This is a genomic window from Anaerovibrio sp. JC8 (assembly GCF_002100115.1).
Classification (GTDB): Bacteria; Bacillota; Negativicutes; order Selenomonadales; family Selenomonadaceae; genus Anaerovibrio.
This window is the reverse complement of the sequence record NZ_ANBM01000004.1, coordinates 262885-279322: the sequence shown is the minus strand read 5'-3', so window position 1 is coordinate 279322 and position 16438 is coordinate 262885. Positions and strand designations below refer to the sequence as shown.

Annotated in this window: 8 protein-coding genes; all 8 read left to right on the top strand. The window is 41.0% G+C overall.

All coding sequences use genetic code 11. The annotated features are described in order from the left end of the window. The first annotated feature begins 102 nt into the window (after positions 1-102). The 8 genes from D081_RS05620 (at position 103) to D081_RS05585 (ending at position 16420) form a co-directional block, all read left to right on the top strand. Entirely contained in the window at positions 103-1407 is a 1305-nt protein-coding gene (locus tag D081_RS05620) for a flagellin (protein WP_085023130.1), read from the top strand. Between the two features lie 188 nt (positions 1408-1595). Further along, on the top strand, positions 1596-3965 hold the full coding sequence (locus D081_RS13060) for a flagellin (RefSeq protein WP_143272139.1): 2370 nt from the start codon (positions 1596-1598) through the stop codon (positions 3963-3965). 163 nt (positions 3966-4128) lie between these two features. Further along, the gene (locus D081_RS05610) at positions 4129-5430 is read left to right on the top strand and encodes a flagellin (RefSeq protein WP_085023128.1); all 1302 of its coding nucleotides are present in this window, start codon (positions 4129-4131) and stop codon (positions 5428-5430) included. Positions 5431-5581: 151 nt separating this feature from the next. Then, on the top strand, positions 5582-8428 hold the full coding sequence (locus D081_RS05605; RefSeq protein ID WP_085023127.1) for a glycosyltransferase: 2847 nt from the start codon (positions 5582-5584) through the stop codon (positions 8426-8428). Then, complete coding sequence (locus D081_RS05600) at positions 8418-10856, top strand: glycosyltransferase (protein WP_085023126.1); 2439 nt, start codon at positions 8418-8420, stop codon at positions 10854-10856. Before D081_RS05605 ends, D081_RS05600 begins: the two co-directional genes overlap by 11 nt. Positions 10857-11160: 304 nt before the next feature. Next, positions 11161-14199: a hypothetical protein gene (locus tag D081_RS05595; RefSeq protein WP_369823996.1), complete on the top strand. Its 3039-nt coding sequence runs from the start codon at positions 11161-11163 to the stop codon at positions 14197-14199. Positions 14200-14241: 42 nt separating this feature from the next. Next, positions 14242-15249, top strand: a complete 1008-nt coding sequence (locus D081_RS05590) for a tetratricopeptide repeat protein (RefSeq protein ID WP_085023124.1) — start codon at positions 14242-14244, stop codon at positions 15247-15249. Beyond that, complete coding sequence (locus D081_RS05585; protein WP_085023123.1) at positions 15242-16420, top strand: glycosyltransferase; 1179 nt, start codon at positions 15242-15244, stop codon at positions 16418-16420. Before D081_RS05590 ends, D081_RS05585 begins: the two co-directional genes overlap by 8 nt. Positions 16421-16438: the final 18 nt, after the last annotated feature.

The following is a 16438-nucleotide window of genomic DNA, read 5'->3' as shown; positions in this document are numbered from 1 at the left end:
AGATAAGTGAAGTGAACTCAGGTTATGCCAATAGCCTTTGTTCATAAATTTAAAACAGGCAAGGAAGCCTGCAAATGTTTATAAATCAAGGAGGAATTTATCATGGCTATGGTTGTAAAGAACAACATGTCCGCAATTAACACTCTGAACACTCTGAACAAGAACACCAACGCTCTCAAGAAGAGCCTGGAAAAAGTTTCTTCCGGTATGAAGATCAACAGCGCAGCTGATGATGCTTCCGGTTACGCTATTTCCGAAAGAATGCGTGTTCAGATCCGTTCTTTGGATCAGGCAAATCAGAACGCTCAGAACGGCGGCTCTATGATGAAGGTTGCTGAAGGTGCTGTAAGCTCTACTGTTGAAATCCTGAAGACTTTGAAGGAAAAGGCAGTTAGTGCAGCAAACGACACCAACACTGATTCTGACCGCGCTACTATCCAGAAAGAGCTGGATCAGTCCATTGACCAGATTAACGATAACGCAAACGTTACCTTTAATGGTCAGTATTTGGTAGATGGTTCTCACAACAAGAAGACTGATGCTACTACCACCATGATGACTAACCAGAGCTTGTCCACCGCACAGGATGGCGACACTAAGTTGGTAGAGCTGAAGGCTCGCAATGGTGACAGCCTGAACATCCACAGCACAGATACTGTAACTGTATCCTATGTTAAGGATGGTAAGACAGTTACTTCTTCCATGACTGTTGGTACTGGTACAACTTTGGGTTCTGCAATCAGCAAGCTGACTGGTGGTGCTGTTCAGGTTAAGCAGGATGGCACTAGCTTGATTGGTACAGATGGGTCCAAGAACAGTGTTTACACTCCATCCGGTCAGAACGCTGTTACCATCGGTTCCGGCACTGCAGGTATTGAAGGCCAGATTGCCGGCTTCACCATGTACATTACCGATAACAAGGGTAATGTGAATAAGTCTGCTAATGCTTCCCTGGATGCATTTGATGAGACTATCCGTGCTCAGAACAAGTCTGAGGACAACTCTATCGTTCTCCAGATTGGTACCAAGGCTGCCCAGTCCATCAATGTTGGTCTTACTGACATGAAGGCAACTGCTCTTGGTCTCCAGGGTAAGGATGGTAACACCATCTCTGTAGGAACTCAGGAAAAGGCTAATGCAGCTATCAATGCTCTTGATGCAGCCATTCAGAAGGCTCTGGATCAGCAGACCACTATCGGTTCTATTGAGTCCCGTCTCGAGTACACTCAGAGCAATTTGACCACTGCAAGCGAGAATGTAACTAGTGCAGAGTCCGTAATCCGTGATGCTGATATGGCTAAGGAAATGACCAACTACACTAAGAACAACGTTCTTCTTCAGGCTGCACAGTCCATGCTGTCTCAGGCTAACCAGAGCAGCTCCAATGTACTCAGCCTGCTCCAGTAATTGGAAGCTTTTTCGGATAGTACAATTTAAAACAACCATAAAATTTGGGCCGGTCTTTGACCGGCTCATCTTTTATTTATCAACTTTTTCCATAAAACCTTTAGAAAATCACCTAAATATACGATTACTATATTGAGACGCATACTAAAAGTGTTGAATAAAGGATTTTTTAGCAAGGATGCTGGGTGGTGAAACAAGTGGTTATTACCAATAATGTTTCCGCAAATATGATTTTGGGAAATTTAAATAAAAATATAAAGGGAAAGTCCAAGGCCACAAAGCAGCTGGCCTTGGCTGAAAAGATAAGCAGTGCTGGGGATGATGCCTCCACCTATGCCATTTCGGAGAAAATGAGGGTGTCTATTCGGGCTTTGAATCAGGCAGATGCCAATGTCCAGAATGGTGCCTCTATGCTACGGGTGGCCGAAGGGGCAATTCAGAGCCAGATAAATCTGTTGCGTACAGTAAAAGAACGGGTTATTAATGCCCATAATGATACCAATACTGATGCAGATCGGCTGATTATCCAAAAGGAAATCACCCAGTATTATGATGAAATAAATGATATTGCAGCTGAAACTACCTTTAATGGCAAGCATTTATTGCTGGGAAATAAGGTTCAGGATTCTGTAAAGAGCTGGTTTAAGCTGGATCATGCGGAAAAACTAGCGGACAGTGATACCCTGAGCTTTGCGGCTACTTCCATTACTACATTGGATGGACAGGAGGGGCCTTTTGCCACATTTGGAGCTTCAACTGATGATGTGGCTTTTGATGGATATAATGTTAAGACGGTTAAGACCTATAATATGTCAGGTGGTACAGTTGATCTTCCTAAAGTAGTTGAGATATCCATTCCAAAGGGTACATCTTTTGAGTCTCTTGATAATACAGCATTTAGCATTGTGTATCCTGGTGATCCTGGAGAGCCAAGCGGAGAAGAGATATTCGTTTTTTCACCAAATGGCACAAATAAATACAGGGGAAATAATGTAAATGTTGTTAATATGGCCAATGCAGATTCTCTTAAAGATCTTGTAGCAACTGTGGCCGCACGAATTCGTGCAAAGGTTCATCTATCTTATACTACTGATTCCGACAAATTGACAATACGACTTACCACAGTAGAAAAAGGAGATGCTACAAATATCACAGCACGTTATGATGTAAAAGGCATTACGTTAGAAGGCGGTGGAATTTATACCAAGGCAAATCCACTCAATCCAGACTATATTACAACTACCCAAAAGGGAAAAGATGGGGCAACTGCAACCTGTACCATGGATTTGTCCAGTTTTAGTGATGTGGAAACAGTTATTTCCACTTATACTGGTCAGGCGATTTATCATAGCGGCAATAACAAGACCTACGAATTTATTGATAGCAGCAAATCACCGGCTATGGAAAGTATACCAAAACTTAATGGCTCTAAGGTTATTGATTTGAATAGTATTCGAAGTGCTGTAAGTTCTGGCAAAACTGTGGCCGAAGTTTTTGCTAATCTGGTAGTTTCCAGTATGGGGTCATCTTTGGCAACAGCGAAAAAGAATGATTCTGGCCAGGTTACTGGTATCATATTTAATGCCACGGTTCGTGGTGAAGAGGGGAATAGCCAGCAAATACTCTTTAAGAAGGGTGATATGCGGGACTATACCATTGATTTTGCCTCTGTTTTAAGTGGGGCTTCCAGCATTGCCGGGGCATTGGATGGTAAAGGCTTTAGATTCTACAGCGCCACCAATCCAAATCAGTGGGTAAACGTACTTTTTGTAAATGGTGTCAATCCGAATGATGATCCGCGTCCAGCAAGTGGTACGGGGGATTTGGATATAGATACTTTTGTGGTGGATGTGTCTGATGTAACGGATGTCCAGTCACTTATAAGAACTCTTTACAAGGGCGATGGCGACAAAAACCCTATGGGACTTAATGAATTCCTTAGCCGCAATGGTCAGGACTTCCAAATAGCGGCAGATTATAACAGTGGTACTGTAACTATTTATGATACCCGTCGTTATACAGTAATGGATGGGGCTGTTCATGCGGAAAAGGGTGCCAAGATTGCCAATGGTATATTTGATAATGTGGTAAATGACTATAGAAATACTTATGTAAATGATTTGGTTATTCAGCACACGGATAAATCCAGTGCTAATATCCATGTTTTGATACCACAGACAACAATGGACCATATTTTTGGCTACAAGATAGGTGAAAGTTCTTTGGATGATTATAGTGTATTGACCAGTGAAAAGCGGGAAATGCTGCTGGGACAGGACTATCCAACTAAAGTACAGGGCACGTTGGACAGAGGGTTGCAATATCTTATAGATGCCAATACCTTGATAGGTGCTCAGATAAACCACATGGAAAATGCAGATACTAATCTGGTAACAGTGATTGAAAATACCACAGCAGCCGAGTCGACAATGCGGGATGCCAATATGGCAAAGAGTGCTATGGATTTTGCCAAATACAATATTTTATCCCAGTCCACCCAGGCTATGCTCAGCCAGTTTAATCAAGATTCTCATAATGTGTTGAATTTGCTGCAGTAAGATAAACCTCATCCGTCAATCTGTTGACTGCCGGATGAGGTTTTTAAATTTTTTAAAAATAATATTTAAGTCCTTAGAACTCTTCCCCGATAATATAGGCAGAGATAAGTAAATAACAGGCAAGGATGCCTGTAAAGTTTTTAAAATCAAGGAGGAATTTATCATGGCTATGGTTGTAAAGAACAACATGTCCGCAATTAACACCCTGAACACTCTGAACAAGAACACTAACGCTCTCAAGAAGAGCTTGGAAAAAGTTTCTTCCGGTATGAAGATCAACAGCGCGGCTGATGATGCTTCCGGTTACGCTATTTCCGAGAGAATGCGCGTTCAGATCCGTTCCTTGGATCAGGCAAATCAGAATGCTCAGAACGGCGGCTCTATGATGAAGGTTGCTGAGGGTGCTGTAAGCTCTACTGTTGAAATCCTGAAGACTTTGAAGGAAAAAGCAGTTAGTGCAGCAAACGACACCAACACTGATTCTGACCGTGCTACTATCCAGAAGGAACTTGATCAGTCTATTGACCAGATTAACGATAACGCAAATGTTACCTTTAATGGTCAGTATCTGGTAGATGGTTCACACAACAAGAAGACTGATGAAACTACCACCACGATGACCAATCAGAGCTTGTCTACGGAGACCACAAATGGTACTAACCTGACTGAACTGAAGGCTCGTAATGGTGACAGCCTGAACATTCACAGCACTGATACTGTAACTGTATCTTATGTTAAGGACGGTAAGACTGTTACTTCTTCCATGACTATCGGAACTGGTACTACCCTGCAGCATGCAATCACAAAGCTGACTGGTGGTGCAATCACTATGAAGAGTGAGTCTTCACTGATTGGCGTAGATGGTTCTGGTAATAATGTTTATACTCCATCCGGTCAGAAGGCTATGACTATTCAGTCTGCTTCTGGTGGTATCACTGGACAGATTGGTGGTTTCACCATGTATATTACCGATAACAAGGGTAATGTTAACAAGTCTGCTAATGCTTCTCTGGATGCATTTGATGAAACTATCCGTGCTCAGAATAAGTCTGAGGATAACTCCATTGTTCTCCAGATTGGTACTAAGGCTGCTCAGTCCATTAATGTTGGTCTCACCGACATGAAGGCTACTGCTCTTGGTCTTCAGGGCAAGGATGGTAACACCATCTCCGTAGGTACCCAGGAAAAGGCTAATGCAGCTATCAATGCTCTTGATGCAGCTATTCAGAAGGCTCTCGATCAGCAGACCACTATCGGTTCTATCGAGTCCCGTCTCGAGTACACTCAGAGCAACCTGACCACTGCAAGCGAGAATGTAACTAGTGCAGAGTCTGTAATCCGCGATGCTGATATGGCTAAGGAAATGACCAACTACACTAAGAACAACGTTCTTCTCCAGGCTGCACAGTCCATGCTGTCTCAGGCTAACCAGAGTAGCTCCAATGTACTTAGCCTGCTCCAGTAATTGGATAGCTAGATTACAAACTAACACAACCATAAAATTTGGACCGTCCTGCGGGGCGGTCCTTTTTTTATATTTTCACGGTGCAGAAAAGGAAAAATCATTATTCATGCAGTATAATATAAAGTAGAAAATAAGATTGGAGCCTGATGATATGAAGATTTCTGCGGTATATATTGCCAAAAATGAAGCGCATAATATAGCTCGTTCACTGGAGTCCATCAAGGATGCGGCGGATGAGCTGATTTTGGTTGATACAGGTTCCACGGATGAAACAGTAAATATTTTTAAATCCTACGGCGGAAAGGTATTCTTTCAGGAGTGGGCTGATGATTTTTCTGCACCGAGAAATTTAGCTCTCTCAAAGGCTACTGGTGATTGGATTATTATTCTGGATGCAGATGAGAGTTTTTCGGAAGCCACCAGGAAAAATATCAAGACAGTGCTGAAGTCATGTTCACCAGAGGCCAAGGGACTACTAATCAACATGGTGAATTATGATAAGGATACTGGTGAAGAGCTGGACGAATTTTACCAATTGCGGATTGTACGGAATGTGAAGGAGTTAAATTATAAGGGCAGAATTCACGAAATGTTGTACATTGGTAATGATAATTTTTACGGGATGCAGCGGGTTGCACCGGAGCTTTTGTCTATTGATCATACTGGCTATACGGCCAGCATTTCTCAGGAGAAGAATCAGCGCAATATACGGCTGATGGAGGCTGCCATTGCTGCTGGAGAACCAGAGGATCGATATTATACCAGCTTATACGAATCTTATACGATTTTGGGAAACATGGAAAAGGCTTTGTATTATGCCCGGTTGGATGTGGAAAGAGGCCGACAGCCGATTACTTATGCCAGTCGTAGCTATCGTGGATTGATGGCACATTATGCCAAGGATAACTCTAAGGAAGGCATGGAAAAAAGGCTGCAGCTGGCTGAAAAAGCGGTAAAGGATTTTCCGGAGTTACCGGACTTTCATGCCGAATATAGTGAGTGTTTGTGTCAGCATGGGCGATATAAGGAAGCCAAAAAGGAAATAGATTTGGCCATTTCATTATTTAAAGATTATAACGGTTTGGAACCATGCCTTTTAACTTCTGAAATGGTTCCTTTGATGGAAAAACGGCAACAGGAAATAACCAAGCTGGCGGGAAATAAGATGAGAATCAAAATATCGGCCTGTGCAATTACAAAAAATGAAGAAAAAAATATATATAGCTGGCTGGACAATGTCAAAACTTTTGCGGATGAAATCATAATAAATGATACCGGCTCGGCGGACAGAACAAAGGCCATTATTGGTCAGTTCAGCGAAGAAAATCCTGATATTGATATTATGCTGATTGAGTCAATATGGCAGGATGATTTTTCTTTTGCCAAAAATCAATGTATTGCTGAGGCCACAGGGGATTGGATCGTATTCACTGATGCTGATGAGCTGTTTCTCTCTCCGGAAAAAATTAGAGCTTATTTGGGTGGACTGAGTAATACTGATACTCAGATTATTATGGTGCCAATGGCCAATGTGGATACGGACGATAACAACAGTATTATAAATGTTTTTAGTGTGCCTAGAATTTTCCGTCGGGAAGATGGCCTTCGTTATGAAGGAAGAATACATGAAACGATTGCCATAAATGATATAGGGGCTGAACGGCTGAAAACTACTTATGGAGATAAACGCCTGTTTATGGAGCACACTGGCTACTCTTCCGGCATTCATGAAGAAAAGGCAAAAAGAAATCTACGACTTTTACTGAGGGATATTGAAGATGGGCAAAATATAAAAAAATTATATAGATATCTTGCAGAGAGCTATTATGCCCTAGGTGACTACAATCAGGCATTGGAGAATGCCCTGCAGGCAACCCAGTCGGAATATCAGCCCATCGGTCATCAAGGGGATATGTATTGGCTGGCATTGAATGCCATGGAAAAATTGGAATATGCAGCAGATGACAAGATGTCCATAGTGGATAATGGTATTAATTTGTTTCCGGAATTGCCAGATTTTTATGGCCGAAAGGCAATGATACTTTGTGAGACCAAGAACTATCATCAGGCTATAAAATTATTTGAGCAGGCTGTGGATAAAATGTCTGAATACAATAAAGAAAGTGTCCATAAGGAAGCCAGTAATATGGTATCAATTATGCATCAGCTCTTCTCTGATTGGGGGGCGTGCTTATACAGGTCCGGATTTAGTCAGCAAGCGGAAGAAAAATATCAAAAGGCTTTAGATATTAATCCGTGGACTGAAAAGGCACTCTGTGGCTGGGCAGCTATTTACCAAGGACGTCTGGATAAAGACTTTTTGGCAAAAATAGATGATATTTATGGAGAGTTGGAGAACAGCCAGGAATTATTGGCTGGAATTTTTGCTGTAAACGGTTTCCCAGAACTGGCGGGACATTTTACCAAGGTAAAATATAGTAGCCTGATAAAAGAAAAATCCTATGAAACTATTTATAATAAATCCATGAAGGAGATTGCTGAAATATTACCATTCCTTTATGTGTGTCTGTTAGAAAAATATAATGAGGAATATGTCAAACTGTTGCCAGATAAACTGCAATGTTTAATACGTTATTTTCATGATAAGCCTGGCACTGTGTCCATAGATAATTGTTTCGATGAATATATCTCTTTACTTGATGAAGTGATGAATTTTGCAAGTACGGAGGTTTTGGAAAGGTATTTAGGATTGCTGGAGAGTTTTTCAACTACTCAGCAAGAAGCAGAACAGCAGCTTTTAAAAGTTGCAGAAATGTTCCTTAAGAATTATCAAACAGAAAAGGCCTTGGAGTTGTATCAAAGGATACCAGCGGACTCTGCTAATGTAGATGGAACTTTTTGGCAGCAAGTGGGTATATGTTTATATGAACTGGGTCAATATGAAGTTGCTTTAGAGGTTCTGGCAAAGGGTGAAACAAGCTGTAAAACGGATACATATGTAACCTGGTGCCGGGAGGCGATGGAAAATGGGAATTAAAATATCAGCATGTACTATTACCAAAAACGAAGAAAAAAATATGCCTCGCTGGCTTGAATGTATGCAAGCAATAGCCGATGAGATTATTGTTGTGGATACTGGATCGACAGATAATACAGTGGCTATAGCCCAGTCGGCTGGTGTAAATGTATATCATTTTAAATGGATAAATGATTTTGCAGCAGCTAAAAATTATGCACTTGAGCAGGCTACTGGAGATTGGATTTTGTTTTTGGATGCGGATGAAAGTTTTACACCTGAAGCACAAAAGCTGATGCGGGAAGAACTGGAACGGTTCCATCGGGACAAAACAGTGGGCTGCCTTCTGTGTCGGATGTTGGATGTAGATGCAGACAACGACTATCGTGTATTCAATACGGCGTTACTTCCTAGAATTTTCCGTTGTAGCCCCTATATTAGATATAAGGGCGCTATTCATGAGCAGGTGGAGAATAGACAGGGAAATAAAAAGATGGTTTTTGCCGAAAAATTGGAATTTATCCATACTGGCTATTCCAGCAGCATTGTAAAATTAAAAACTGAACGAAATCTACCAATTTTGCTTTCGGAATTAGATAAAGCTACTACGGAAAAGGAGCGCCGCCGTTTATATCCTTATCTTATGGATGCCTATAACACTTTGGGTGACCATGATAAGGTGCTTTTGTATGCAAAAAAATGTATATCTACTGGATATCGGATGATAGGGGCAGAAGGTCACTTCTACGAAGTAATGACTATGTCCATGTATAATGCTAAAAAACCTTTATCAGAAGTGTTTTCAGCATTGGATGAGGCGGAGGCGGCTTTCCCGGAGGAACCGTTTTTCCATTTCGTCCGGGCTATGGCTTTAGAAGAACAGGAAGATTATCTTGGGGCAGAAAAGGCAACGCTTAAAGGTTTGAAACTTCGTGAAGCCGTGGAGGAAAAACTGCGTTGTGGTATTGGCGTTTCGGACACATCCCGTGGATTTCTTCCCTATGCTTACGAGCGTTTGGGGAAAATCTATGCAATGAAGGGGGATAAGCAACAGGCTGCCGATAATTATATTTTGGCATTAAAAAATCATAAATATCAGACTGATGCCTTAAAAGGGTTGTGTCTTTTACTGTTAGGCAGTGATGATATTGAGCTAATTCAGCTTCTTAATTCCTTTTTTGACAGGGAAAAGGATGGGAACTTCCTTGTGCGTACTTTAAAGGGATGCGTCAGCACAGGAGTTATGGCCTATTACGGAAAGTCGGTTAAGGATTATAATGAGGGCTTTGTTTATATGGCAGGTGGCCGCTTTGACAGCGGTGCCGTAAAACTGGGGCAGAGATATAAGGAACTAAGTCAACTGGGGGTGCTTAGTGCCTATAATATGGATGAGTTTCCTGTGGACGGCTATATTGATACGTTGATAGGCAATCAGTATAGGGAAAAGCTTTTGGATAAGAGTGCGGATGAAGGGACTGTTTTAAAGCGACTAAAAGAATATCGTATAAGAATAGAGTTGGATGATATTTCTTTCCCGGAAGATAGTATGCCACTGGTGAGTATTATGATACCTACCTATAACCGGCCGGAGCTGTTTGAGCGGACTTTGATGAGTGCCATTAATCAAAGCTATCCAAATGTGGAGATTTTAGTTAACGATAATAGTACCAATGATGATACAGAAGTACTTATGGATAAATATTCTGGAGTGGTAAATGTTCATTTTTTCCGCAACAAGGAGGCAAAAACAAAAGCAGAGAATTTCATGACTTTTGAGCATTTGGCAACAGGAAAGTATCTCCAGTGGTGTATGGATGATGATTTATTAGCAGAGAATAAATTGTCAAAGATGGTGCCAGTGCTCAGGGATAATCCTAATATTACCGTGGTGAGTTCTGTTCGGGGGATTATCGATGCAAACGACGAGCTTATTGATTCTAGTACGGCAATAAAGTTACCCATCCCAGCAAATGATGAATATGGATATTTTTACGGTGAGGATATGGCTCGGCAAATGCTTTTGAATTGTAAAAATCTTTTGGGTGAGCCTTCTGCTGTGCTCTTTCGACGTAATGACTTAACGCATCATTATTGGCAGGCTGAGGCGAAAGGTTATAAGACTATTTCGGATGTGGCCATGTGGTGTGAGCTATTAGAAAAGGGGCATGCTGTGGTGTTTAAAAAACCACTTAGTTATTATCGTCGCCATGATAATCAGGAGGGGCAGCAGGAGGAAGTGATATTGTTGAGCCGACTTGAGTGGATGAAGCTCATTACCAATTATTATGAACAAGGGGTGTTTATAAAGAACCATGCTGATTATAAGAAAGCACTGATGGCATTGTATAACGAATATGTGAACAAATTCAGTAATAATGAGTATTTGCGTCAGGCGGCAAATTTTGTTACTTACAAGGAAGCAATGGAATTGATTGTAGGGTTGGTGTAGGGTATGACTATAAAGCAGTGGCAGGATTTATGGGAACATGTATATGACCTCTTGGATGCAAGGAAATACGAAGAGGCAACTAAATTAGCCAAAAAAACTTGCTAAGGAAGCAAAAAAGAATAAGTGGCAGCAGCCTTTGACCAATTCCTTGGAAATTCTTTTGGCAATAGCTATAGAGACCAACGATGTTACAGCAGTAAAAAAACAAGTAAAAGAACTGGAAAAATACCCTCCTACGGCGTATAGTACTTTTCTCAGGGCAAGGGTGTTGCTTCTCCAGAAAGATAATGCTGGGGCTTTGAAAATGGGGCGGGAGGCTTTAGCTTTTGCCATTAGTCATAAAGATACTACGCCAATTGTTATTATGGAAAAAATCTATAATCTTTTGGCGAAATTACTTAGCAATTATGGTGAACATAATGATTCCTTAAAGTATTATCGAGAAGCTGTGCATGCGGCGGATAGTCGGGAACTGAAGGCTTTGGAGTACAGTAATTATGTATTTACCTATCATTTTTTGCATACCTCCCCAAACGAAGTTTTTCAGGCACATTTAGGATATAGTGAGTTATTTAAAGATGTTCCGCGGTATGAACATAAAGACAAGTATAGATTGGAGTCAATATGCAATAAACCTGTTGGCAAAATACGTGTGGGATATATTTCGCCTGATTTAAGGTATCATGTGGTACTGAGATTTTGTTGGGCGATGTTTTCTAACTACGATAAGGAACATTTTGAAGTATATTGCTATTACAATAACCTTAATGAGGACCAATATAGTGAAGAAATAAAGACTATGACTGATAATTGGCGGAACATCGGTGGAATGGCTCCTCAGGCGGCCGCAGAACTGATTTATCAGGACAAGGTGGACATTTTGGTGGATTTGGCGGGACATACCAAAGGAAATCCTTTACCAATATTGGCGTATAAACCAGCTCCGGTGCAGATAAGCGGTATTGGGTATTTTGCAACTACTGGGCTTGATACAGTGGACTATTTTCTATCAGATAAATATTTGGCTTCGGAACGGGAATATTTTTCTGAGGATATTATTGAACTGGATCATTCACATTTTTGTTACTCGGCTATTGGTGAGATAGTTGATGTGGGAGATGCTCCTTGCAAAAAAAATAATTATATTACATTTGGTAGCTTTAACCATTTACGCAAGGTGAATGACGAGGTGCTTAAGCTTTGGACAGATATCATAAAGGCTGTACCAGATTCACATATTCTCCTAAAAAGTGAAGTGTTCGATGATGAATATGGACATAAGCTGTTTTGTGAACGCTTGAATAATTTCGGAATAGATATTAATTCAGGTGAGTGGAAAAAACGCATTGAGTTACGGGGGTTCTCACAAGATTATTTAAAAGACTACCTGGATATGGATATTGCCCTGGATACCTTCCCGTATCCTGGGGGTGGTACTACCTGTGATGCTTTGTACATGGGCATACCAGTTATTACCCTAAAGGGGGAAAATCACGGGGAACGCTTTGGCTATAGTCTGCTTAATAATATTGGTTTGCCGGAATTTATTGTGGATAGTAAACAGGCGTATTATGATTTAGCTGTGGGCTTGGCCAATGATCAGGAAATAATCAATAATCTTCATATTGGCTTACGTAACATGATGGAAAAATCTCCATTAATGGACAGAAAACTATATATGCAGGAACTGGAGGCGGCCTACAAAGCTGTTTGGCTGAAATATGTCAATGCTTTGCCCAAAATGGATTGCCCACCTGAACAAGAAGCATTTAATTACTGCTTTGATTTTTATACGGCAGGGGATTATGAGCGAGCGGAGGGGTGGTGCCGGCTGGCTCTTGCTAACAATAGAAATGGGAAATACTTATTGGAGGAAACAAGCCTGCTTAGTGATATTTTGCAGGAGAAATTGGATTATAAAGCTTCATGGCAGGCCAGCAAGGATGCACTGGATATATTGGCGGCTGAAAAGGACAAGGGGACCAAGGAGTTTCAAAGAAGGCTTTGGATTAATTGTGCTTCCCGTGGCTATAAACTCGGTTTTATAGATGAGGCGGTGGCAGCTTACTATAGGGCAGCAGAGCTATCGACAGATAATTATGAGAAAATTAGAGAAATGGGTTCGGCATTGCTGACTTTGTTATGTCATACGGAGAATTGTGAGGAAGTACGGCGAAGGTTAAAAGACATTGATGGGGTGATGGGAAAAAGCCATCCTCTTGAGAAAAAGGTAGTAATGAAGAGTCTATATGATGCATCGAAAACAGCGAAGATACATCTTGCCTATATTTCTCCTGACTTTCGGCAGCATGTGATGTTCTCTTTTTACTACACCATGCTTCATGGATACGATCGGGAAAAGTTTAAGGTTACCTGTATAAGCCTTACGGAAAAGCCTGACGGGTTTACAGATCATTTAAAGGGGTTAGTGGATAATTGGATAGATGCTTCAGACCAGTCAATCAAGGAATTATCCTCGCGGCTCAAAAAGGAGAAGATAGATATCTTGGTGGATTTGGCTGGACATAGTGCTAATAGTGGCTTGCCGATATTCTATGATAGGGTTGCCAGGGTGCAGATTTCTGGGCTGGGCTGGATGGAAAGTACGGGGCTGAGATGCACAGATTATCTGATTTCAGATAGATATATCGACCCGGACGTAAATAATATAACAGAACAGCCACTATATCTTACCAGCCAGTTTTGCTATACAGGCCGCAATGATGTGCCAGTAGCAAAAGGGGCACCATGCCGGGAAAAAGGCTATGTGACCTTTGGAGTGTTTAATCACTATCATAAGATTACAGACAAAATGCTGCTGGCATGGAAGGATATTATGTTTAAGGTGCCAAATTCAAAGCTGTTGCTCAAATCACAGGTGATGGTCAGCGGGTCGGCTCAGGCAATGGCGATAGATCGCCTGAAAGCATTGGGGCTTGATGTTGCTAGGATAGAATTGGAGGGGGCCACCAATACATATATGAACCGTTATCTTGATGTGGATATTGCATTAGATACTTATCCGTATCCAGGTGGTGGTACAACCTGTGATGCTCTATACATGGGGGTGCCGGTGGTGAGTTTATATGGAAAACGCCGTGGTTCAAGATTCGGCCTTAGTATTTTAAGCAACACAGGTTTGGGGGAGCTGGCTGTATCTGATATCAATGATTATATTGACCGGGCTGTTAGCCTGGCTCATGATTCCGAGCTTTTGGATATGCTCCACAAAAATTTGCGGAAAATGATGTCAACTTCGCCGATAATGAACGGAAACAAATACATGGAGGAATTAGAAAAAGCGTATATTGCTATTTTGCAGGAAAAAATAAAAAATAGTTGAATTTATTATATTTAAAGATATTTGTAAAGGGAGGATGTTTTTATGGGCAGTTTTAAAAATAAAATTAACAATAGGAAAAAGAAGAAACTGGAAAATGACGCATTGAATGAATTAATTGATTTAAAAAAGACAATGAAGGGTCAGTTCGAAGCAGGGAAATATGTGGAGGCTATGGATACCATGGCCCGGATTGCTGAGCATAAAAAAATGGACCCAGAAGTAATGTTTATGGGAGCAACCTGTTATTTTATGACTGGTGACCATGAAAGGGCGGCAAATTGGGTTAATAATACGTTGGCCTACGACCCACAGAATGTGGGGGCACGAATTTTATTGGCCAGATTATGTTTTGTTGGGGATAAGCCACAAGAAGGTTTTGCAGTATTAAGCTTTGTGGTTGATAATCAGCAAAATTCAATGAAGGAACAGGATAAGAAGACACTGTTGGAAATGCTGAAATACTGTCATGATAATATGTTGGATATGATGGAGCAACATGCTTCACTTCTAGAGTATTACAATGCTAATTATGTGGCTTCATTGCCGGCACCATCCTTAAAAAGGAAAGTAAATTCTAAAACTGAGGCGTCATCTGATGAAAGTCAATCCAAGGCCAAGGCGGCTGTCGATAGGTTGAAATCTTTGCTGAATAAGAGCAAAGGGAACAAGACTGAAAGTAATCAGGCGGAACAAATTTCTACAGCTAAACAGGTGGTACAGCCTGCTAATGGAAATAGTGAAATAAACGCTTTAGAATCTTCTGCGGACATTATTGCCAAGGTTATGGGGAGTGATATTTCTCTTAGAGAGAAAATCCGAAGCCTAAATAATTTTGCCGGTGGACTATACATGAATGGGGACTATGAAGGGGCCTTTGCCTTGTTGAAAAAGGCATTGGAAATTGATGCTCATGATCCGTTCGTGTTGAAAAATATAGCATTTACCTGTCTAGCTATGGGTGACAAAGACAAGGCAATGAAATTTGCATCTGCTATGCCAATGATGGAATTTGGCCTGTTGCGTGCCATGAAAGGACATTGTCATGGTTAATGGTATGAACGTTTTAGTTTATGTAACCAGTTCGGGGCATCCATCTATGGCCCATATTACAAATGATGTTGCCCTAGGATTTTACAAATTGGGATGTGAAGTAATATTAGCTGACATTAATAACGCGTCGTCCATGCTTGGTGCTAGGCAGCTGCTTCTGGAGGGGAAAATCTCATTTAGTGTAGGAGCTAATAATGCTGGCTCATATATGGTTGATGGTACTGATAGGTGTGTATATGAATACGTTGATTCTCCATTTGTGTCCATAATGCTGGATGCACCCTACAACGTAGCTACTGATAATATTGCTTTTCCTTGTAGAAATCACTATGTGTGCGTATTGGATAAAACCCATATAGAGGCTCTGAAATATTGCTATCCAAATGTTAAGTTTGCTGGGAATATGATGCTGCCCTTGGGGGGGAGCTCTAATGATAATGAGGATGAACTATTTGGCAATAATAGACCTCTGGATGTGGTATATAGTGCCGGTCTTTACAATGGAGGAAATTTTCAACCAGCTTGGCTGGAGTATGAAGAAAATCCATTTGTCATAAATATACTGAATGATGTAGCGGATTATATGTTGGCAAACCCGGTAAGTGTTTTAACGGCACTAAAAATTGTGTTGGAAGATCGGGGATTTTATGGTGAAGAATATATAAAGATATTTACGCCACATTTATTTAGTCTGTTTCATTATGTCAAGCACCGTCGCCGCTATAACATCATGGAACTTTTAGCCAAAGAAGAGGTACCAGTGGAAATTTATGGTGGTGGTTGGGACCAGGTGCCTTTTGCAGGTAAGCTGCGTATCCATGGTGAGGTCAGCTACGAAGAAGTACTGGATGCTTTTTCAAAGGCTAAGGTGGTATTTCAGGACCAAGCGGAATTCAATAATGGTGGTCATGACCGTGTGTTTTCCGCTATGTTGCACGGTGCTGTAGTCGTTAGTGAATATAGCACATATCTTGAGAAGAAATTTGACGTAAATAAAGATATTTTTCTGTTTGATTGGAAGAATACATCTGGTCAATTACAGATAGTAAAAGAATTGATAAATAATGAACCAATGAGATTGTCAGCCGCCATAAGTGCTTATGGTAAGGCCAATTCTAATCATCGTTGGGTAAACAGGGCACAAAGTATTATGGAGATGCTGTCGCTGTAATGAGGTGTTAATATTAGA

Coding starts and splice junctions, on each gene's coding strand:
- D081_RS05620 (WP_085023130.1), top strand. CDS start 103: ATGGCTATGGTTGTAAAGAACAACATGTCCGCAATTAACACTCTGAAC.
- D081_RS05610 (WP_085023128.1), top strand. CDS start 4,129: ATGGCTATGGTTGTAAAGAACAACATGTCCGCAATTAACACCCTGAAC.
- D081_RS05605 (WP_085023127.1), top strand. CDS start 5,582: ATGAAGATTTCTGCGGTATATATTGCCAAAAATGAAGCGCATAATATA.
- D081_RS05600 (WP_085023126.1), top strand. CDS start 8,418: ATGGGAATTAAAATATCAGCATGTACTATTACCAAAAACGAAGAAAAA.
- D081_RS05595 (WP_369823996.1), top strand. CDS start 11,161: ATGGGGCGGGAGGCTTTAGCTTTTGCCATTAGTCATAAAGATACTACG.
- D081_RS05590 (WP_085023124.1), top strand. CDS start 14,242: ATGGGCAGTTTTAAAAATAAAATTAACAATAGGAAAAAGAAGAAACTG.
- D081_RS05585 (WP_085023123.1), top strand. CDS start 15,242: ATGGTTAATGGTATGAACGTTTTAGTTTATGTAACCAGTTCGGGGCAT.